Origin of the sequence: Bacillus sp. NMCN1 (genome assembly GCF_002998085.1) — a bacterium.
Lineage (GTDB): Bacteria > Bacillota > Bacilli > Bacillales > Bacillaceae > Bacillus.
Window position 1 is genome coordinate 18572 of record NZ_PVQL01000003.1, and the last position, 20341, is coordinate 38912.

A 20341-nucleotide genomic window follows, 5' to 3' on the forward strand; every position below is an offset into this window, starting at 1 on the left:
AAAAAAGGAGCGATTGAAACATGGGCAAGTACTTTGGAACTGATGGTGTAAGGGGTGTGGCGAATAGCGAATTAACGCCAGAGCTCGCATTTAAAATTGGGAGATTTGGCGGCTATGTGCTCACGAAGGATAAAGAACGTCCAAAGGTACTCGTTGGACGAGACACACGTGTATCCGGTCATATGCTAGAAGGAGCACTCGTTGCAGGCTTACTTTCAATTGGGGCTGAAGTGATGCGTCTAGGTGTGATCTCAACACCTGGAGTGTCTTATTTAACGAAGGCAATGGATGCAGAAGCGGGTGTCATGATCTCTGCTTCTCACAACCCAGTTCAAGATAACGGAATTAAATTCTTCGGCGGTGACGGCTTTAAGCTGTCTGATGAACAGGAGAATGAAATTGAGCAGCTGATGGATCAGCCGGTCGATCAATTGCCACGCCCAGTTGGAGCGGATCTTGGAACGGTAAATGACTACTTTGAAGGCGGTCAGAAATACTTGCAATTCTTGAAGCAGACAGCAGACGAGGATTTCACAGGTATTCACGTGGCGCTTGACTGTGCACACGGTGCAACCTCTTCTCTAGCGACACATTTATTTGCGGATTTAGATGCTGATGTGTCCACAATGGGAACATCACCAAACGGATTGAATATCAATGATGGTGTAGGCTCAACTCATCCAGAGGCACTTTCTGCTTTTGTGAAGGAGAAGGGTGCAGATATTGGTCTTGCGTTTGATGGTGACGGTGACCGTTTGATTGCTGTCGATGAAAAAGGTGATATTGTAGACGGCGATCAAATTATGTACATATGTGCACGTTATTTGAAGGGCGAAGGCCGATTAAAGGATGATACTGTCGTGTCCACGGTCATGAGTAACCTAGGCTTCTATAAAGCGCTGGAGAAACAAGGCATTAAGAGCATCCAAACCGCTGTTGGTGACCGCTATGTGGTTGAAGCGATGAAAAAGGATGGCTATAATGTCGGTGGTGAGCAATCAGGCCACTTGATTTTCCTTGATTACAATACGACAGGTGATGGCATGCTTTCTGCAATCATGCTTGTCAATACACTCAAAGCAACAGGAAAAACATTGTCAGAGCTTGCGGCTGAAATGGAAAAATTCCCGCAGCTTCTCGTGAATGTGAAAGTATCTGATAAATATAAAGTGGAAGAAAATGAAAAAGTAAAAGCAGTGATTCAAGAGGTTGAAAAAGAGATGAACGGTGACGGTCGTATTCTTGTTCGTCCATCTGGAACAGAGCCGCTTGTACGTGTCATGGCAGAGGCGAAAACAAAAGAGCTATGTGATGAATATGTGACTCGAATTACCGCTGTTGTGAAAGAGGAAATGGGTATCGAGTAATAGTTGAAAGCAAATCGCTAGGCGGCGGTTTGCTTTTTTTCGAATAAACGTCATAAATGGATGGATTTGTACGAATCTTATAAGCGAGGGTCATTTGCTGCTGCCTTCATACATAGGAGAGCACATCAAAGGTAGAACATGACAAGCCTCATCGCATATAGTGTATGGAGGTCTCACTTTCTTGAAAGGGATCACCCGCTAATTGTGATTGACGGAGGTCAGACCTTATAGTACAATCATCCTTGTGTTACTGGATTTTTATTCTATCAGGAAAGGCAGGGTAGATGTTCAGCAACTCTCTTATAATTATAGCGCCCGAACTAAGCGATCGGACGAAAGATGCTTAGTTGACGAGGATGGAGGTTATCGAATTTTCGGCGGATGCCTCCCGGCTGATCAAAAAAGAGATCACAGCCGTAAGTGTTTCTTTAAAGCAAAGAGGCGACTCTTTGTACAAAGGGAATACACATGATCTCCCAAATTAAACATGTAGAGAGGGACGAAGAAATGTCCCTTCTATTTTAGTAGGCTTTCTTTGTCCCTTTCACATGATCGGGAGGAAGAATATTTATGTGTGGAATCGTAGGTTATATTGGTCAGAATGATGCGAAGGAAATCTTATTAAAGGGTTTAGAGAAGCTTGAGTACCGCGGGTATGACTCAGCAGGTATCGCTGTGGCAAACGAAGAAGGCGTGCATGTGTTCAAAGAAAAAGGACGTATCGCTGAGCTTCGTGAAGTCGTTGATGCAAACGTAGCATCTTCAGCAGGAATCGGACATACACGCTGGGCAACACACGGTGTACCAAGCCATCTAAATGCACATCCGCATCAAAGTGCTTCTGGCCGTTTTACGCTTGTTCATAACGGTGTCATCGAGAACTATGTACAATTGACACGCGAATATTTACAAGACGTCACACTAAAAAGCGACACAGATACAGAGGTTGTTGTTCAAGTCATCGAACAATTTGTGAACAGAGGTCTTGATACAGAGGAAGCTTTCCGTCAAACGCTTCTTCAACTAAAAGGCTCTTACGCAATTGCCCTTTTCGATAACGAAAACAAAGAAACAATCTATGTGGCGAAAAACAAAAGCCCATTATTGGTTGGTTTCGGAGAAGATTTCAACGTTGTCGCTTCTGACGCAATGGCGATGCTTCAAGTAACAAACGAATATGCGGAATTAATGGATAAAGAAATGGTCATTGTCACAAAAGACGAGGTGATCATCAAAAACCTTGACGGTGATATCATGACACGTCCTTCTTATATCGCTGAGCTAGATGCAAGCGACATCGAGAAAGGCACATATCCTCACTACATGTTAAAAGAAACGGATGAGCAGCCGCTTGTCATGCGCAAAATCATTCAAGAATATCAAGACGAAAACGGCAAGCTGTCAGTCGCTGGCGATATCGCAAGCGCAGTAGCAGAAGCAGACCGCATTTACATCGTGGCTTGTGGAACGAGCTACCATGCAGGGCTTGTTGGTAAACAATATATTGAAGACTGGGCGAAAGTACCTGTAGAAGTCCATGTAGCAAGTGAATTCTCTTACAACATGCCGCTTCTATCGAAAAAACCGTTGTTCATCTTCCTTTCTCAATCTGGGGAGACTGCGGACAGCCGTGCTGTACTTGTTCAAGTCAAAGAGCTTGGTCATAAAGCATTAACGATCACAAACGTACCAGGGTCAACGCTTTCTCGTGAAGCGGACTTCACATTGCTTCTTCATGCAGGACCAGAAATCGCAGTGGCTTCAACAAAAGCCTACACAGCACAAATCGCTGTGCTTGCGATCCTTGCATCCGTTGCAGCTGAATTAAATGGTCAATCTCTTGACTTTGATCTTGTGAAAGAGCTTGGTATTGTGGCAAACGCAATGGAAGCCCTTGTCGATCAAAAGGATGAAATGGAACAAATCGCTCGTGACTTCTTCACAGTGACACGTAACGCATTCTTTATCGGAAGAGGACTTGACTACTATGTGTGCCTTGAAGGTTCACTAAAACTAAAAGAGATCTCTTACATCCAAGCAGAAGGATTTGCTGGCGGAGAACTCAAACACGGCACAATTGCTTTAATTGAAGAAGGCACACCGGTCATTGCCCTTGCAACGCAAGAGCACGTGAACCTCAGCATTCGCGGTAACGTCAAAGAAGTCGTTGCACGCGGAGCAAATCCATGTGTCATCTCACTAAAAGGCTTAGAAGACGAAGGCGACCGATTCGTCCTTCCAGCTGTACACCCAGCACTTGCACCACTTGCATCTGTTGTCCCATTACAGCTGATCGCTTACTACGCAGCCCTTCACCGCGGGTGCGATGTGGATAAACCACGTAACCTTGCGAAGAGTGTGACGGTGGAGTAGGGTTAAATTAAATTGGATTTTTGATACCCCTTTAGATATCATTTTCTAAAGGGGTATTTTTGTGTCTAAAGAGCTAATCAAAATGAAAGATAGATTCGATAAGATTGTACATTTTCAAGGGAGCGGAGTTATGAGCAAATATTTTAAAAAGGAAAAATGGGCAATTATTTTTTTCTTAATTGTTTATATCACATTATTGCTAAGCTCTTATTTGTTGATTGGTGGTCCTGCTACCGTCGAAGGACCGATTTGTGTATTTCTAGGATTCTGTTTCGTTCAATTTCTTAAATATAGATCTTTCAAAAAAGATGCAGGTAATAAAAAGGGAATATGCATACTAAGAGAGCGGCATCTAGAGAAGTCAATACAGCTTGAATATTTTAAAAAGAAAGAGAGAAAAACACATGACTAAACCTAAAATCTATACAATGAGCTTTGCAAAGGTCTATCCTCTCTACTTCGCAAAGGCGGAGAGAAAAGGACGAACGAAGTCTGAAGTCGATACGATTATTTGCTGGTTAACAGGGTACAGTGCAGAAGAGTTACAGAAACAGTTGAACAAACAGATAGACGTTGAAACCTTCTTTGCTGAGGCTCCTGAGCTTCATCCTTCCCGCAGCTTAATCAAAGGAGTCATCTGTGGTGTTCGAGTGGAGGATATTGAGGAAGAAACCATGAAAAACATTCGTTATCTAGATAAGCTAATTGATGAGTTAGCGAAGGGAAAGGCGATGGAAAAGATTTTGCGAGGTTCATCATAAACATCTATAACACGTAAGCCCAGTGAAGGCACCTTCACTGGGCTTTTTTTATATCTTATAGACCACTCGATCGATAAAAATAAAATCCATTTGAACGAATTCACTCTTCATGTCGTCAAAAGAAGTGATATCAAAACAAATTGGTGTTTGAAAAAGGAGTGGCGTGGATGGATATGAAGATGATTTTACCTCTCGTTTTGCTGCAAGCCATTTTAATGGTGATTGGTTTGTTTGATTTGCTTAAAAGAGATCCATCGAGGATCAGAGGAGAAGTGAAGTGGGTTTGGGCTTTGGTGATTGTGTTTGTGGCGAGTGCCGGTCCTATTGCGTATTTCATTTTTGGTCGTAAACAATCTTAGTAGGGGGGATTTGCTTGAATATGCTGGAGTGTCAAGGGCTGACGAAATCGTATGGTCGGCATGAAATTTTAAAAAACGTTTCGTTTTCTGTTGGGGAAGTTGGTTGTGTCGGTTTTTTAGGAGCCAATGGAGCGGGGAAGACAACGACGATTCGGATTTTGACGGGGCTTGCTCGTCCTACGTCTGGCGTCGTGAAGGTGGCGGGTATGGATGTGACAAAGGACATGGATGACATCAGTCATGTGATTGGATATTGTCCGCAGCAGCCTGCATTTTATCAGGACATGACGGGGCAGGAGTGGATGCATTGGGTTGGCGGGTTATTTCATTTAGAGAAAAAAATCATTCGTTCCAAAACAGAGGAACTGCTGAAGCTTTGCCGTGTGTATGAGGCGAAGGATCGTACCATTGGCAGCTACAGCGGAGGCATGAAGCAGAGGCTCGCCATTGCACAGGCGCTTATCAATAGCCCGAAGGTTCTTATTTTGGATGAGCCTGTGTCTGCACTTGATCCAATGGGAAGAAAAGACGTCCTGACTTTGATTGAGCGTCTAAAGCATGAGATGCTGATCTTTATGTCGACCCATATTTTAGATGACATTGAACGGGTGGCGGATCATATTATCATGATCAACAGCGGCAAAATTGAGATGTCCTCTTCCATGAAACAGATCAAAGAAGACTATATCCAGCCTGTGATTGAATTTCAATTAGAACAACAAAATACGAAATTAGTGGCTTTGTTAAAGGAGCGGCATTGGGTGGAGGAATGCATTGAAACAGGGGGCGCTTATCAGGTGCGAGTGAACGATCAACAAATGGCATTGAAGGAGCTGCCTCGTCTGATCACTGAAGCTGGCGGTGTCCTTCTCCATTATCGACTATCTAAGCTGACGCTTGAAGATATTTTCATGAAGGTTGTGAATGCATGATGATGCTGAAAAAGGAATTTAGGGAGTTATTCACTAGCTATAAAATTTTATTTGTGCCGATCATTTTTACGATTTTAATGATCACACAGCCTATTACGCTCAAAATGCTGCCAGATCTTTTATCGAAATCAGCTAATTTACCTGAAGGATCAACATTTTATATACCAGAGCCAAGTGCTGGAGAGGCTTTAGCGAGTGCAATAAGTAAATTCGATTCACTTGGCGTTTTTATTCTCATTATGATCGTGATGGGGACGATTGCGGGAGAGCGTGCCTCTGGGGTGGCTTCGATGATTATGGTGAAACCAGTCAGTCGAACGAGTTATTATGTATCAAAAATATGTGCCTATGCCTGTTTGACCTTGTTTAGTTTGGTGGTGGCGGTGCTTGCCTCCGTTTATTATGTGGACATTCAATTTGGGCATCTGGATTGGGTCAATGTGTTAAAAGGAACGCTTCTTTATTACCCCAATTTATTGCTGATTGTGGTGTCGACCATTTGTGCTTCGGCGTTCTTTACCCGTTCCGTCACAGCTGGCGGTGTGTCGCTTGTGGTCAACCTTATTCTATTTACCGTTCCTTCATTTTACGAGGATACATTAGGGAAGTTTGCGCCTAAAGGCGTGACAAGTGCGGCCGAGGAGATGATTCATAGAGGGACTTATTCGGATCATGCGCTTACGAGTTTTCTAGGTGTCACGGCATTAATTATTTTCTTTTTTCTCATCGGATGGTTTCTTTTTAGAAAACAAGAATTATAGCTTGCTGGACCCTTTGGATATGAAGGTCTAAAGGGTCTATTTAGCTCTTCCATATCATTCTGCGGAAAATCGGTTTTCATCAAGAAAAAGACATGCCGCCAGATTGAGCATCTGAGCAGGGCATCATTTTAAAGAAAACTATTCTTTTGATAGGTCTTTTTTATTTGAGCCATCAGAAGCATATCAATCTGAGTGAGAAAGAAAGTTTGATATGATAGGTATATAAATTGATTGTATTTTCAGAAAAGAGGTTTTGTTAATGCGAACATCACGTAATCCTGAGACGATACACCCGCCAGTTGCACCATATACTCATCAAATAGAAACAACAGGACCACAGCGGTGGTTAACCCTATCAGGTCAAGTAGGGATGGAGGTGGATGGAACAATTCCAGAGAGCCCATTGGAGCAGCTAGAGCTAGCGTTAGAGAATGTGAAGCGAAACGTAGAAGCGGCAGATATGGCCGTTGAAGATATAACGAAACTAGTATTTTATCTCGTAGGAGAGTTCGATGCTGCGAGCAGAAAACGAATCGTGGGTGAGTTTTTAGGGGATCATCTGCCTTGTATGACGATGATTTATGTGGTTGCCTTGGCTTCTCCTGCTTTTAAGGTAGAGGTGGATGCTTGGGCGTGTCAGGAGATTTAATAGGTAAAAGATTGGGTGATTGATACTCAATCTTTTTTGTTTTGTGACATTTTAAGAAATTACCTCTATACCCTTATCTTGTTATTGTCTGTATGGTAATATCAGGGTAAATATTGAGTGGGTCTCATTACATTTACATGTCATCGTAAAAAACACCATTGATAAGCATACATCACTCTAATAAAAAGGAGAGATTTGATGCCATTCATGGAGGTTCAGAATGTAAGCAAACGATATAGCAATGGTGATGGGATAGAGGGTCTGTCATTTTCCATCGAAGCAGGAGAGGTTGTGGCACTGCTTGGGCCTAATGGCGCCGGGAAGACGACAACGATTCGGTGTTTAACGGGTCTGTATAAACCAGATGGAGGGGAAATTCTCATAGAGGGTTTCCCGCCTGGTCATGCCCATGTCCAAAAACAAGTAGCTCTTATTCCTGATCAGCCGTATTTGTATCCAGACTTAACGGTTGCTGAACATGTTCAATTCCGTGCACGTGGATATCATAAAGGCTTAAAACAGATCAAGGAAAAGGTATATGAAGCGTTGAAAGAAGTACATATGGATAAGAAGATGAACGAACTGTGTGGAAGGCTTTCAAGAGGTCAAAAACAGCGTGTCGTCTTAGCTGGAGCCATTGTTCAAGATGCCTCCCTTTTTATATTAGATGAACCGACTGTTGGGTTAGATATTCCGTCAAAACAGTGGCTGTCGGATTGGCTGAGACAAAAAAGCAGTCAAGGTGGGTCGGTCTTTGTGTCGACTCATAGTCTGGAGTTCGTTCTTGATACGGCCAGCAGGGTGGTATTGATTCGAGACGGTGCCATCATGAAGAGTATTGATGTTCCTCAATCAAAGGAAGAGCAGAGTGAGTGGAGGGCAGAAGTTATTCAACTTCTAGGGGAGTGGTCAAGTGAATAACACACTCTCCCTTTTATGGATGAAATCTCAAAGGCGCTTGATCAGTAAAAATCAAGAAAAGAAAATGCCTTTTCTGATCTTACTTCTGTTCATTGCGGCAATTGGTTTTCAGCTAAGCGCAGTTTCAAGTATGGGTGATTTGAATACGATTGCAGCTGGATGGATCATTATCTGTTTATTTGTTCTCTATACGGGGTTTGGCTTGTTTACAAATCGGCTCCCTAGTCAAATGAACGATATCATTTGGTTATATGGAAATGGCGCTTCTTTATGGACAGTTGTCATCAGTGTATGGTTATATCACATTTTTTGGCGAGGGGCTCTTCTCATTATCTCTGCTGTGGCTGCAGATCTTCTTCTGTTTTTTATGACGCAGCAGTACCCGTTTCTGCTCGGGAAATCACTCATCCTGACAGGGCTGTTATGTTTGATCGAAACTTGGATGATTGCGGTGTCTTGTGCTAGAACCATTCGAGTATACAAGCGCCTGCTCTTACTCGGTTTTGTATTGATGTTTTGCTTCTTTGAACTGCTTGTTTTGAATCAATTGATGATGAAACAGCCCTTCTTGATGAACATTGCTGATTCTTTGATGTTTCAAGCTGGACGTATGATCGAAGAGTTCTCCATTCTTTCTTTCTTCATCTTTGTGGGAGTGATGTTCCTATCTTTCATGATGATGTACAAGGCTAGTCATCGTATAGAGATGAAGGAGTCTTTAGTCAAAGAGGCAGTCTTTTGGGAGGAATTTGAAGGGAAACATATTCAATCAAGTCCAATTGTTCAAAAAAAGGGCAAGACGTGGTGGGGGCTTCCAGCATTAACGGGCAGTTGGGCTTTTCTTTGGATTGAATTATTGCTGATAAAAAAATATGTGATGTTCCATTTGTTATCTACCATTTTGTTAATTGGTACTTACTATGTCGTCTTTACTTATTTTTTAGATTGGTTGAATCTATTTTTGATTGTCATCGCTGCATCCGTTCTTTTTAGTTCATATTACGCAGGGATTGTAAGACACGCACAAACAGGAGTGCTCTTTCTTTTCCCAGGCGCTTTATATCAAAAAATCATTCTGTTAGAAGTGTTTCAAACCTTTTGGCTGTATGCGTTCTACTTGATTTCTCTTTTATTGGTTGAGATTCAGGATGGATTGTATTGGACCTTATTTGGTGGAGGAGTTTATATATGGTTTTTGGCCATACGGCTCTTTGCTTTTATGCAGCCTCTGAGACGAGAAAGGAGTTTTGCTTTGGCCGCCTATTATCGATCATTGCTATTTGCGTCTGTGATCAGTGCTATGGTCATGATTAGCATTCATCTAATCACTGATGGCTTGTTGACAACAATTGTATCCCTAGTGGCTGGAGCTGGATTTTATGTGCTTTGTTATCGATACCGTGCGGTTCATTAAAAAGAGGAGTGATTGTAAATGAAACCAGAAAATAAGCTGTCTCAATCAGTTCAACAATTGGCAAATACAAATGAAGTTACGATCGTTCAAGCAATAGGCGAATTGAGAAAGTTCGGAAAAGATGCAGTGCCCGTCCTTGTTGAGGCTTTAAAAGAAAAAGGATCTCTGCGGAACATTGCAGCAGCTGTACTTGGTGAATTTGGAGCAGATGCGGGAGAAGCAGCTGAGCCACTAGCAAAGCTATTAGAAAGTGACGAAGAGGATACAAGAATGGCCGCTGCCATGTCACTCATGAGAATTGGTCAGCCCAGCTTGCCATTCCTTCTGCCACTGGCTAAACGTTATGTGGGACCTATTTGTTTCTGGGCATCATGGTGTATCTCTTGGATTGATCCATCAAAAATTGAAAAAAACATGTACGAGTGCTTAAAACAAGAACAAGAAAATCCAACAGGCAGCGTCACTCCTTTTGCTGCAGAGGAAGCATTAGGGAAGATTATTGCTTTTCAGCTAAAGGAAAAGGGGGATGAATAGTGGAAAAGCAAAAACTCAATTGGCCTGAGCACCTTCCGTGGATTCATCCTTCAGATCAAAGAAAAAGTTAGAAAAACATTCAATTGGTTAGTAAGTGTCAGGGAGGAGAGAGTGTTGTTTCAATCAAACAAAGAATTAAAAAGAAGCGTCATTTTTTTCGCGGGGGTTGGAGCGGTTTTGCTGATTTTGATGATGCTGAAATGGTTACCGATTCCTGCAGACTGGGAGCTGTCGTTGATTTTATTCGGATTGGGGATTTTGTTTTATTTGAAGTGTGTGATGAGGAAAGAAGAAAGTCATCATTCATCAATTCATTCAGTATGATACCTAGAATGTATATTCTAGGTTTTTTTATTAAATTTACCTTAAAACGCATCTTTTCACATGGGTGTAGAGACCAATTTTTTAAAAGTGTGGTAGGATAAATATGCTTTATTTTTATATTTTTCGAAGGAGCTGTCGTGTTGAAGGGATCTAGGGTTGAGTTAATTGATAGTTTGCGTGGTTTTAGTTTATTAGGTATTTTGATCGTGAATATGCTTAATTTTCAATATGATTATGATTTTGAGAAAATGTTTGATCCGAGCATATGGGGGCAGGAATTTGGCGTGTATGTAACGGAAATTTTGTTCCAGGGATCGTTTTATCCGATTTTCTCCTTTTTGTTTGGGTACTCTTTTATTAAGCTGATTGAATCGACGAAAGCTAAGGGACTAAATACGAATGCCATTGTCGTTCGCCGAGGCTTTGGTCTGATTGTGCTTGGGATGCTGCATTACATCTTTATTTGGAATGGCGACATTCTTCTTTATTATGGAGCTTGTACGTTTTTCTTGATGATGTTTTTGAGCAGCCGGATCAAAACAATGCTTATTTGGTCGGGTGTGTTAGGTGCATTGTCATTAGTCGTTGTGCCATATATGATGAAGCTCGTTTATGGGACTGATGAATTATTAACCGATGTGTATGCCAAAGGTGCTTATGGGGATATTTTGCTCAGCCGGATTACGGTTGAAGACGATATGATGATTGTGACCATTATTCTGGCGATCGTGAGCATTACGCTTATGCCGATATTAGGTTTTCTTTTCGGTACGATCTCGGTTGGTCCGTTCGCATTGCTAGGTATGGTGATTGGGAAACGAGGGCATCTGACAGAAGAAGATCGAGGAATGGCTTATCGTAAAGGCTGGGTCTGGATGATTGTAATCGGGCTTGCGCTAAAATGTGCGACGTTCATTGATGCTTCTTGGAGTGAATTAGTGATTACGCTTGGTGCTTATGTGCTGACAATCGGGTATATTCAAGCCTTTATTGTTTTCTACTATTCAAAGGCAGCTCAAGGTTTCAAACGTCTGCTTGCAGGGCTTGGCCGCTTGTCTCTATCAAACTATTTGGCGCAGTCGATTATTTGTACAACGATTTTTTATTCTTATGGACTTGGTCTATTTGGACAGATGGGGTCAATGTTTGGACTGCTGCTCGCTGTCGGACTGTACACAGCACAGCTGTTCATCAGCTATCTCTATTTGAAAAAATGGAGAAGAGGCCCAGTGGAGTGGTTTATGGGAAAATGGGTGTATTGGAGATAAATTGTGTTGGGGAAGGCCGCATAGCTGAAGAGCTGTGCGGTTTTTTTAGTTGAGTTGCAATCAAAAAGTAGTTGAATATTCTTTTAGTGTGTATATAATGTATATATAGTATATATACATTGTTGTATTCCAAACACCAGTACTGAAAAAAGAGGTTTTTATATGCAAATTACGATTTCAAACCATTCTAAGGAGCCCATCTATGAGCAAATTACGAATCAAATCAAATCGATGATTTTAACGGGTGAGCTTGCAGAAGGTGCAGCACTGCCGTCTATTCGGAAGCTGGCGAAGGATTTACAAATCAGCGTGATTACAACAAAGCGAGCGTATGAAGAGTTAGAGAAGGCAGGATTTATTTATTCAATTGTAGGCAAGGGATCATTTGTTGCGGAACAAAACCTAGAAGTGATGAGAGAGAAAAAATTGAAGGTGATTGAGGAACAGCTTGGAGCGGTTGTCACAAACGGCAAGGAATTAGGCTTATCTTTTGATGAATTGCAGCAGTTATTAAAGTTCTTGTATGAGGAGTGAGATGAGTGGAGCATGTGATTGAATTCAAAGGAGTGTCAAAACGATTCAAGGACTTTTCAGTTCAGAATCTCGATTTACAGGTCAAAAAAGGCTTTGTTACAGGGTTTATTGGGGAAAATGGAGCGGGTAAGTCGACCACCATTAAAATGATCATGAATTTGTTAAAACCAGATTCAGGTGACGTAAAGATTTTCGGTTTAGATTATCATACTCATGAAAAAGAGATTAAGGAACGAATCGGATTTGTTTACGATGCCAACGTTTTTTTTCCAGGATTGAATTTAAAGGACATTAAACGAATTGTGGCACCGGCCTATAAACGCTGGGATGACCAGCTTTTTGATCAATATATTGAGCGGTTTGGTCTGCCGCTGCATAAAGCAATCAAAACATTTTCAAAAGGGATGCAAATGAAGGCATCACTTGCGATTGCACTATCGCATCATGCAGAGCTGATTATTATGGATGAACCAACTGCTGGTTTAGATCCGGTCTTTAGAAGAGAGCTGCTCGGTACGTTACAAGAATTGATGATTGATGGTAATCGAACGATCTTTTTCTCGACGCATGTGACGACTGATTTAGACCGGATCGCGGATTATATTGCGTTTATACAAAATGGCAGATTGGTGTTTCAACAGTCGATTCATGAGGTAGCGGAGAATTATGCGCTTGTGAAAGGAAGCCTGGAGTTGTTGGATCGAGACACAGAAAAGGCCTTTGTCCATATCCAGCGTACAGCAGCAGGGTTTGAAGCATTAACCGATCGGATTGATGAAGTGAAACTTATTTTTGGGGATGCTGTTGTCATTGAGCGGGCGTCGCTTGAGGATATCATGTTTTATTTGAAAGGCGGGGTGGCGCATGTTTCATTTAATGAAGCGTGATGTGATTTTACAAAAAAAGCAGCTGATCATTTTTCTTCCGTTTATCTTATTTTTTATTCTCATGGATGCGCATCCGGCATTGATTTTTCTAGTCGCTAGTTTCTTCATACCTTTTAACACATATGCGTACGATGAGAAGGCAGAAACGAATATTCTATTAAACTCTTTGCCTTATACACGTAAAGAAATTATCGCATCACGTTATCTTGGTGCCGTTTTCTATATGATTATCGCAATCGGGCTGACAAGTGCTGCTTTATTTGTTTTTGGGAAACTGTTTTCGCTGACGGATATTGCGATTGGCAGCGGGCTGTTTTTATTGTTTGCGGCGTGTACGTTTCCATTGTTTTATATTTTAAAACCTGGCTATATCACTACGGCAGTGATCATTGGCTTTATCTTTCTATCCGCTATGGGACCGCCTGTTGTTGCCTATTTAGCAGAGCAATTCAGTGCAATCACTGATTTTATCATGAATTTATCGATCCCTATTTTATATACTGGGTCAACTGTGTTGATTATGCTCATCTACCTGCTGTCTTGGGGACTTTCTAATGCTATTTATCAGAGGAAAGTGTTTTAATTCAGATAGAATGCAAACTGATCACATCATTTTTAGAGAATCATTCATTTTGAGGAAGGGCTTTTCAAAATGGATGATTCTTATTTTTTTGATTCATGTGAAATTGACATACAGAAGAAAAGAGGTTATTGTTAATTAACACAATGTTAATTATTATTAACATAATGTTAAAAAAACCATCCTTTAAGAAAGGAATTTGAAATGGAGATTAAAAATAGAATCAAGGTATTACGGGCAGAAAGAGACTGGACACAAAAGGATTTGGCAGAGAAATTAGGTGTGACTCGTCAAACTGTGGCAGCGATTGAAAATGGTAAATATTCTTTGTCTTTAAAACTAGCATTTCAAATTGCTAGAACATTTGAAGTTGATTTGTATGACGTATTTCAAGAGGTCGACAAGGAGGAACAACGATGATGACGACGATCATACTTTATTCTCTAATTATCCTTTCTATCTTAAGTACGGCCTTTCAATATAAGAAAAGCCGTGAATATAAGCAGGATGAACGGGGTCAATTTATTTTAGCGAAAGCAGGAAGTTTTTCTATTGTAGGTGTTGCTTTAGCTTATCTATTAGTTGTTATCATTCAATCTTTAGTCCATCAATTTTCATCTCCAACAGAATGGTTTTATATAGCCATTACATTTATGTATGTATCAAGTGTTTGCGCAAATACAATCGGTATCATCTATTGTGAAAGAAAATATTAATTTTCATCGATGGATGTAAGCTAGAGTTCTTCATCATGAAGGGAAGAGAAAACCAATGAAAAAAATATTGAGAATCATGCTGATCTCCATATGCACCATTATCACGGTCATGGTTGTTTTTCTAGCAAGTGTTTACTTTGTAAACCTATTTAGTAATGAAAGGGAGAAGGGGAAAATAGAAGCTTACGGGCAAAAGGTTTCGGTGGATGGGAAGCATATGAATGTGCTCATTCAAGGCGATGGGAAAGAAACGATTGTACTTCTCCCAGGCTATGGAACTGCTTCACCAGTGCTAGATTTTAAGCCTCTAGTAGATGAATTATCACTTTATTATAGAGTCGTAGTGATTGAACCATTTGGATATGGTTTAAGTGACGATACAGATAAAGTACGGACAAGTCAAAGCATTGTAGATGAGATTCATGAATGTTTGCAAAAGCTCAATATTAAAAAATACACGATGATGGGTCATTCAATTTCTGGGATATATGGATTGGAATATGTGAATAAGTATGAAAAAGAAGTCACAGCATTTGTTGGAATTGACAGCAGTGTTCCTAAGCAGGATACGGATGAATTGCCAGTCTCCGGTTTACAGCTGTTTCATCAATCAGGTTTTTACAGGTTGTTAGTGAAATTAAATCCAGATCAACTGATTATGCCTAAAGTAGATGACAAAATGAAAGATCAGATCAAAATGCTTACATTTAAAAACTTTCAGAATGAAAGCCAAGCTAGTGAGGCAGAAAATTTCACGAATAATTTTAAAAGCGCTGAGCGTTTACATTATCCTAAGAAACTTCCTGTTATTTTCTACCTATCTGATCAAACGGAGGCAGAAACACCAAGCTGGAAGCCAATGCATGAGGATTTGCTGAAATACTCAGACTATGGAAAAATAGTGACTTTTAAAGGTGGCCATTATTTGCATCATACGAAATCAAAGGAAATCGCAGCTGATTTTAGAGAATTTTTATCTAACATCGAGAGTCACCGTTAGTAATATACCTTCCCCGCATCATCTAGTTACCCAAGTTTATTGAACAATATTTTCATTTTCTGGTGTTAAAAAATTTACAATTTGAACTTGAAGAGACTGTGTGAGCGGTCTTTTTTATTTTATATAAAGAACCTATATTGACAGTTTATTATGAAATAGATTAATATACATACCAACGGTCGGTATGTAAAAGGAGGCGTTTTAATTGGCCAGAAATAAATATCCAGAAAAGACAATCAAGCAAATTTTAGATGTGTCGACGAAGCTGTTTCAGGAAAAAGGATTCGAAAAGACAAGCTTGCAGGATATCATCCATGAATTGAACATGTCTAAGGGTGCTATTTATCATCATTTTAAATCGAAGGAAGAAATATTACGTGCCGTGATGGAGAGGCAATTTCGTCATGCGACAGAGAAGCTTGAAGATCTGATTGAGCATACAGAGGCTGTTCATGCAAAAGAGAAGCTACAGCTTATTTTAGAGAAGCTTGTGGCAGATCCACAGTCTCACTCAATTGATGGAATCTTAGTTGATCAGATCAAAAACCCGCAGTTTGTGGTGGAAGGGATGAAGGCAGGAGTCAATCAGGATGCGCTTAAAATCAAACAGCTGATTCTTGAAGGAATTGATGATGGATCGATGACAACTGCTTTTCCTGGTGAAGTGGCAGAAGTGTTTATGCTTCTTGTGAATATATGGCTGAACCCAACGCTATTTGCTCGTGATCAACAGGAGACAAGTCAGCGTTTGCTGTTTTTACAACAGATGATGAAAGGGCTTGGAGTGGATGTGGTGAGTGATCTATTTATTCAAAAAGTGACAGCGCATTATGCTGAAATCGGAGGGTATGATCAGCTCGGAACATAAATAGACAGATATGAGACAAAAGGAAAAATACATGTCATAGGAGGATGCGTTATGCTTCACTTCATAAAACTTGAGCTAAGAAAAAGCCATATGAAACATTATATTCAAGCTAGTATGATTGTAAGTATTGTACTGCTGGTGTTTATTTATTTTGTCGCGTTTGTTGCACAGGTTGAACAGGAAATGGGTTTTCAGCAATATCAGAATATCTATTTATTGACCAGTATAGTATGGATGATCTTTTTTTCGATCGTCACAGCCATGATGTATTGTCGAGTAATAGTGACTGCATTGAAAGAACATGGATCTCATTCATTAAGTATGAAGTCATTCCTCCTTTCGAGAATGGTTTGGATGGTGTGCTTTTCTACAATTGTCATGCTGTGTAGTATCATTCCTTCATTTGTTGTGTTTAGTGTCACTGAAACGTTCTTCCCCATTGTTCAGGATGCGCTGACAGCTGATGTGATGTTCACTGTGATCAAAACGTACCTAGTGTTTACTTGTTGTATCAATGGGATTGGCATGATTGCGATGAGAGTGGGGGTAATGAAGAGGTCTACTTTCATGACCATCCTGACTGCGATTGTTCTATGTGCTGTTTTAGGAAACGTATTAATCGCTTTTTATGGAAATGATCAAATGAATTTCATTTTGTCAGGCGTCATGATCGCAGCTGTTCTCATTGTGATCTTGGAATTGTGGGGCAGCATCACCCGGCTTCAAGCAAGATAAGCCACGATGAAAAAAAGGAGGCAGGCATGTGGAGCATACGATTCAAATTGAAGAATCGGTCGTAGAATTATCGCTGGATTGGCTGTTGGGAGAGGTGCGTATTCATCACCATGATCATCCTTATCTATTCATTCGTCAAACGACCAATCAAGCTTTTCCCAAACGCTATTTGCTGCATCATCAGGTAAGAGATGGACGGCTGGTCATTCAAGATAGACGAAAAAAAATACTCAGCTTAGGGTTTCACCTTTATAAAACTGATGTAGATATTTATCTTCCTAAACAACAATTACAGTCCATATCTCTTCGTTGTAAAGGAGCAAATCTTCAGGTAGAGAGACTGATGGCGGAAAAGGTCTCTTGTCATTTAACTTCCGGGAAGACGATGCTATCAGGTGAAATCAAGCATCTTCATTTAAAGGCAGTAGGTGGACTTATTTCTAGCCGGCAGCTGGCCGCGCAGACATTGTCATTTCACGCCACTTCGTCAAAAGGTGAGTTGACGGGAGCTTTCTCAGATGTTGATCTGCATATAGCAGGTAGAAGGATACAGATTCATTCTACAAGCATGCTGAATTCACTTAAGTCTATTTCAACTGGAGCATATGTCAAAGTGACGATTCCGGAAAATGATGGGTTTACTTGTTATGTAAAGAAAAGATCTGGTTCTTTTCGGAATGACTTTTCTTGTCATCGAGAGAAGGGCAAAATGGTGCATAAAAATGGACTAAGATCCTTTGAGGTTGATATAAGAGGCGGTCAGTTTCTAATAAGTCATAAGCATTGAAGGACTTCCACCCTTTGATTCAATATATCAATATAAAATAATTTGAACATCTTTTTATGTCAGAATATTTTGTTAAAAGTGTTTTCCTCAAAAAAACAATTGTTTTTTAAGGGTAGATTTATTATGATAATATACATCGAAAGATTGATGTTTCTCAATCAGAATGAAAATTCTGATTTTTGTTTTTTATGTTGTTTGTTGATGAGGGGGAAGAAAAGTGGCTCAAAAGGAATTAAAGAGAGGGTTAAGTGCCCGCCATATTCAAATGATTGCACTCGGCGGCACGATTGGTGTTGGCTTATTTATGGGATCAGCCAAGGCCATTCAATGGACAGGTCCATCGGTTCTTCTAGCGTACGCAGTATGTGGTATCTTTATCTTTTTTATTATGCGTGCGATGGGAGAAATGTTATACGTTGAACCGAGTACAGGTTCATTTGCAACATTTGGACATCAATATATTCATCCGCTTGCAGGGTATATGACGGCTTGGAGTAACTGGTTCCAGTGGGTCATTGTCGGGATGTCGGAAATTATTGCCGTAGGCGCTTATATGAAATATTGGTTCCCAGAGCTGCCAGCGTGGATTCCAGGATTAATTGCGATGATTATTTTGGGCGCTGCTAATTTGATTTCGGTTAAATCGTTCGGTGAGTTTGAATTTTGGTTTGCGATGATCAAGATTGTGACGATTATTTTGATGATCATTGCAGGTCTAGGCATTATTTTCTTTGGATTTGGAAATGGCGGAACACCTATTGGTTTGTCTAATCTTTGGGCGCATGGCGGGTTCTTTACAGGTGGATTTAGCGGATTCTTGTTTGCGTTGTCGCTAGTCATTGCTGCCTACCAAGGTGTAGAGCTGATTGGGATTACAGCAGGTGAAGCGCAAAATCCACAAAAGACGCTGACAAATGCCATCAAAAGTATCATCTGGCGTATTTTGATTTTCTATATCGGTGCGATCTTTGTCATTGTGACTGTGTATCCTTGGGATCAGCTGAATACCCTTGGCAGTCCATTTGTGGCGACGTTTGCGAAAATTGGGATTACAGCAGCGGCTGGTATTATTAACTTTGTTGTCATTACAGCGGCGATGTCCGGCTGTAATAGTGGGATTTTCAGTGCGGGACGTATGCTTTATACATTAGGTGTGAATGGGCAGGCGCCTGCTTTCTTCACCAAAATTTCGAAGAATGGTGTACCGTATTTTGGGACATTCGCTGTGCTGATTGGTCTAGCGATAGGAGTTGTCCTCAATTATGTTGCTCCACCAAACATTTTCGTCTATGTGTATAGTGCGAGTGTACTCCCTGGTATGGTGCCTTGGTTTGTGATTTTGATTAGTCATATCGGTTTTAGAAAGGCGAAGGGATCTGCGCTTGATCAACATCCATTCAAGATGCCACTTGCGCCACTATCTAACTATCTAACAATCGGTTTCCTACTGATGGTTCTTGTGTTTATGTTCTTTAATCAGGATACGCGCATTTCTCTTATTGTGGGAATTGTGTTCTTGATTGTAGTGACGCTTAGCTTTTATGCGTTTGGAATTGGAAAAAGAAAACCAATCCAAGCCGCTTCTTCTGATCAAACGGTGAACTAATAGAAAGCCTTGCGGAGTGAACGGACCGCAAGGCTTTTGTTGTTATATCGATGCTTTCACACGCTGAAAGACATCTGGAAAGTTGGTGAAAAGACCGGTGACGCCGTATTGCAGTAAACGGGCCATGTCTGCTTCGTTGTTTACCGTATATGGGTGGAGGAGGAGTCCGTGGCTTCTGACCTGCTGTACGTTTTCAGGTGTCAATGCTCTAAAGTTTGGCCCGACACCCATTGCATAAGTTTTGATGAAGTCGAGCTGATCGTCTGTGATGGACGTCATTTGGGTTCTGTCTAATAGCTGTACTTTGGGAAGGCGTGGATCTAATTTCTGTAGTTTTAGCAGGCTGTCTTGGCTAAAGGATTGGATAATGACCTGCCCTTTTCTTGTGTGTTTCCCGAGAAGATGATGTTTTTTAAGGGTAGCCAATAGCTTTTCTTCCATTTGCGGATAGATGTCTGGTTTTTTTGTTTCAATATAATAATTCTCTCGTTTGCCAAAATAGCGCAGCACTTCATCTAATGTGAGGACTCGCTGTCCGATATAGTTGGCATTTTGTCTGTCGGGATTGGCTTCGTTAAACCATGTGCCGGCATCAAGCTGTTTGATTTCGGCAAGTGTGAGGTCTTTGACCCAGCCTGTTCCGTTTGTGGTCCGGTCAACGGTTTCATCGTGCATCACGATGAGATGTCCATCCTTTGTCATTTGAAGGTCGAGTTCGAGGTAATCCGCATTCATCTTTGTGGCGAGTTTGTAGGAAGCCAAGGTATGCTCTGGTGCATACCCTGATGCTCCACGGTGTGCAACGGTTAGAATACGATCTGGAGATAAAAGATGTTCATGTGCCGATATGGTGGTCGGCACCCACGCAAAAGACAGTAAAGCAAAAGAGAGTAACACGAAAGCAAGTAATCTACTTTTCTTCATATTTTATCCTCCTTTTACGGTAACTGCCTTCATCATAAGAA

General features: G+C 40.9%; 24 protein-coding genes. 23 read left to right on the forward strand and 1 reads right to left on the reverse strand.

Going from position 1 to position 20341, the window contains the following annotated elements; genetic code table 11:
- The first annotated feature begins 20 nt into the window (after positions 1-20).
- From glmM to C6W21_RS14930, 23 genes are all read left to right on the forward strand, one after another.
- Positions 21-1367, forward strand: coding sequence for a phosphoglucosamine mutase (gene glmM, locus C6W21_RS14820; protein WP_106051005.1), 1347 nt, complete (start codon positions 21-23; stop codon positions 1365-1367).
- Between the two features lie 570 nt (positions 1368-1937).
- Complete coding sequence (gene glmS / locus C6W21_RS14825) at positions 1938-3740, forward strand: glutamine--fructose-6-phosphate transaminase (isomerizing) (RefSeq protein WP_008360582.1); 1803 nt, start codon at positions 1938-1940, stop codon at positions 3738-3740.
- Between the two features lie 61 nt (positions 3741-3801).
- Positions 3802-4152: a hypothetical protein gene (locus C6W21_RS14830; RefSeq protein WP_106056601.1), complete on the forward strand. Its 351-nt coding sequence runs from the start codon at positions 3802-3804 to the stop codon at positions 4150-4152.
- A complete protein-coding gene (locus C6W21_RS14835) occupies positions 4145-4501 on the forward strand; it encodes a DUF2200 domain-containing protein (protein ID WP_106056603.1) in 357 nt (118 codons plus the stop codon). Before C6W21_RS14830 ends, C6W21_RS14835 begins: the two co-directional genes overlap by 8 nt.
- A gap of 167 nt (positions 4502-4668) precedes the next feature.
- The gene (locus C6W21_RS14840; RefSeq protein ID WP_106038463.1) at positions 4669-4860 is read left to right on the forward strand and encodes a PLD nuclease N-terminal domain-containing protein; all 192 of its coding nucleotides are present in this window, start codon (positions 4669-4671) and stop codon (positions 4858-4860) included.
- Positions 4861-4874: 14 nt separating this feature from the next.
- Positions 4875-5792 (forward strand): ABC transporter ATP-binding protein, encoded by a 918-nt coding sequence (locus C6W21_RS14845; RefSeq protein ID WP_106051010.1) that lies wholly within the window; start codon positions 4875-4877, stop codon positions 5790-5792.
- Positions 5789-6553 (forward strand): ABC transporter permease, encoded by a 765-nt coding sequence (locus C6W21_RS14850; protein WP_106056605.1) that lies wholly within the window; start codon positions 5789-5791, stop codon positions 6551-6553. Before C6W21_RS14845 ends, C6W21_RS14850 begins: the two co-directional genes overlap by 4 nt.
- Before the next feature lie 259 nt (positions 6554-6812).
- Complete coding sequence (locus C6W21_RS14855) at positions 6813-7202, forward strand: RidA family protein (RefSeq protein WP_106051012.1); 390 nt, start codon at positions 6813-6815, stop codon at positions 7200-7202.
- 198 nt (positions 7203-7400) lie between these two features.
- On the forward strand, positions 7401-8123 hold the full coding sequence (locus tag C6W21_RS14860; RefSeq protein ID WP_106056607.1) for an ABC transporter ATP-binding protein: 723 nt from the start codon (positions 7401-7403) through the stop codon (positions 8121-8123).
- Entirely contained in the window at positions 8116-9537 is a 1422-nt protein-coding gene (skfF, locus tag C6W21_RS14865) for a sporulation killing factor system integral membrane protein (protein WP_106056609.1), read from the forward strand. Before C6W21_RS14860 ends, skfF begins: the two co-directional genes overlap by 8 nt.
- An 18-nt stretch (positions 9538-9555) precedes the next feature.
- Complete coding sequence (locus C6W21_RS14870) at positions 9556-10071, forward strand: HEAT repeat domain-containing protein (protein ID WP_106056611.1); 516 nt, start codon at positions 9556-9558, stop codon at positions 10069-10071.
- A 114-nt stretch (positions 10072-10185) separates the two neighbouring features.
- Positions 10186-10395, forward strand: a complete 210-nt coding sequence (locus C6W21_RS14875) for a hypothetical protein (RefSeq protein ID WP_106056613.1) — start codon at positions 10186-10188, stop codon at positions 10393-10395.
- 140 nt (positions 10396-10535) lie between these two features.
- Complete coding sequence (locus tag C6W21_RS14880) at positions 10536-11663, forward strand: DUF418 domain-containing protein (RefSeq protein ID WP_106056615.1); 1128 nt, start codon at positions 10536-10538, stop codon at positions 11661-11663.
- A gap of 162 nt (positions 11664-11825) precedes the next feature.
- Positions 11826-12197, forward strand: a complete 372-nt coding sequence (locus C6W21_RS14885) for a GntR family transcriptional regulator (RefSeq protein ID WP_003217079.1) — start codon at positions 11826-11828, stop codon at positions 12195-12197.
- 5 nt (positions 12198-12202) lie between these two features.
- On the forward strand, positions 12203-13084 hold the full coding sequence (locus C6W21_RS14890; protein ID WP_106056617.1) for an ABC transporter ATP-binding protein: 882 nt from the start codon (positions 12203-12205) through the stop codon (positions 13082-13084).
- Positions 13062-13667: an ABC-2 transporter permease gene (locus tag C6W21_RS14895; protein WP_106051019.1), complete on the forward strand. Its 606-nt coding sequence runs from the start codon at positions 13062-13064 to the stop codon at positions 13665-13667. The genes C6W21_RS14890 and C6W21_RS14895 overlap by 23 nt, the downstream gene beginning before the upstream one ends.
- 201 nt (positions 13668-13868) lie before the next feature.
- The gene (locus C6W21_RS14900; RefSeq protein ID WP_106051020.1) at positions 13869-14084 is read left to right on the forward strand and encodes a helix-turn-helix transcriptional regulator; all 216 of its coding nucleotides are present in this window, start codon (positions 13869-13871) and stop codon (positions 14082-14084) included.
- The gene (locus C6W21_RS14905) at positions 14084-14380 is read left to right on the forward strand and encodes a hypothetical protein (protein ID WP_223249605.1); all 297 of its coding nucleotides are present in this window, start codon (positions 14084-14086) and stop codon (positions 14378-14380) included. Before C6W21_RS14900 ends, C6W21_RS14905 begins: the two co-directional genes overlap by 1 nt.
- A gap of 55 nt (positions 14381-14435) precedes the next feature.
- Positions 14436-15380 carry an alpha/beta fold hydrolase gene (locus C6W21_RS14910; protein ID WP_106056619.1) on the forward strand — a complete coding sequence of 315 codons (945 nt, stop codon included), beginning with the start codon at positions 14436-14438 and terminating at the stop codon, positions 15378-15380.
- A 235-nt stretch (positions 15381-15615) separates the two neighbouring features.
- The gene (locus C6W21_RS14915) at positions 15616-16248 is read left to right on the forward strand and encodes a TetR/AcrR family transcriptional regulator (protein WP_106051482.1); all 633 of its coding nucleotides are present in this window, start codon (positions 15616-15618) and stop codon (positions 16246-16248) included.
- A 51-nt stretch (positions 16249-16299) separates the two neighbouring features.
- Complete coding sequence (locus C6W21_RS14920; protein ID WP_106056621.1) at positions 16300-16983, forward strand: bacitracin ABC transporter permease; 684 nt, start codon at positions 16300-16302, stop codon at positions 16981-16983.
- A gap of 28 nt (positions 16984-17011) precedes the next feature.
- A complete protein-coding gene (locus C6W21_RS14925; RefSeq protein ID WP_106056623.1) occupies positions 17012-17770 on the forward strand; it encodes a DUF4097 family beta strand repeat-containing protein in 759 nt (252 codons plus the stop codon).
- A gap of 217 nt (positions 17771-17987) precedes the next feature.
- The gene (locus C6W21_RS14930; RefSeq protein WP_106051025.1) at positions 17988-19376 is read left to right on the forward strand and encodes an amino acid permease; all 1389 of its coding nucleotides are present in this window, start codon (positions 17988-17990) and stop codon (positions 19374-19376) included.
- A 42-nt stretch (positions 19377-19418) separates the two neighbouring features.
- On the opposite strand, the gene C6W21_RS14935 is transcribed toward C6W21_RS14930, so the two are convergent.
- Positions 19419-20300 carry a glycerophosphodiester phosphodiesterase gene (locus tag C6W21_RS14935; RefSeq protein ID WP_106056625.1) on the reverse strand — a complete coding sequence of 294 codons (882 nt, stop codon included), beginning with the start codon at positions 20298-20300 and terminating at the stop codon, positions 19419-19421.
- Positions 20301-20341: the final 41 nt, after the last annotated feature.

Coding starts and splice junctions, on each gene's coding strand:
- C6W21_RS14840 (WP_106038463.1), top strand. CDS start 4,669: ATGGATATGAAGATGATTTTACCTCTCGTTTTGCTGCAAGCCATTTTA.
- C6W21_RS14855 (WP_106051012.1), top strand. CDS start 6,813: ATGCGAACATCACGTAATCCTGAGACGATACACCCGCCAGTTGCACCA.
- C6W21_RS14920 (WP_106056621.1), top strand. CDS start 16,300: ATGCTTCACTTCATAAAACTTGAGCTAAGAAAAAGCCATATGAAACAT.
- C6W21_RS14885 (WP_003217079.1), top strand. CDS start 11,826: ATGCAAATTACGATTTCAAACCATTCTAAGGAGCCCATCTATGAGCAA.
- C6W21_RS14905 (WP_223249605.1), top strand. CDS start 14,084: ATGACGACGATCATACTTTATTCTCTAATTATCCTTTCTATCTTAAGT.
- glmS (WP_008360582.1), top strand. CDS start 1,938: ATGTGTGGAATCGTAGGTTATATTGGTCAGAATGATGCGAAGGAAATC.
- glmM (WP_106051005.1), top strand. CDS start 21: ATGGGCAAGTACTTTGGAACTGATGGTGTAAGGGGTGTGGCGAATAGC.
- C6W21_RS14860 (WP_106056607.1), top strand. CDS start 7,401: ATGCCATTCATGGAGGTTCAGAATGTAAGCAAACGATATAGCAATGGT.
- C6W21_RS14910 (WP_106056619.1), top strand. CDS start 14,436: ATGAAAAAAATATTGAGAATCATGCTGATCTCCATATGCACCATTATC.
- C6W21_RS14835 (WP_106056603.1), top strand. CDS start 4,145: ATGACTAAACCTAAAATCTATACAATGAGCTTTGCAAAGGTCTATCCT.
- C6W21_RS14870 (WP_106056611.1), top strand. CDS start 9,556: ATGAAACCAGAAAATAAGCTGTCTCAATCAGTTCAACAATTGGCAAAT.
- C6W21_RS14850 (WP_106056605.1), top strand. CDS start 5,789: ATGATGATGCTGAAAAAGGAATTTAGGGAGTTATTCACTAGCTATAAA.
- C6W21_RS14900 (WP_106051020.1), top strand. CDS start 13,869: ATGGAGATTAAAAATAGAATCAAGGTATTACGGGCAGAAAGAGACTGG.
- C6W21_RS14895 (WP_106051019.1), top strand. CDS start 13,062: ATGTTTCATTTAATGAAGCGTGATGTGATTTTACAAAAAAAGCAGCTG.
- C6W21_RS14935 (WP_106056625.1), bottom strand. CDS start 20,300: ATGAAGAAAAGTAGATTACTTGCTTTCGTGTTACTCTCTTTTGCTTTA.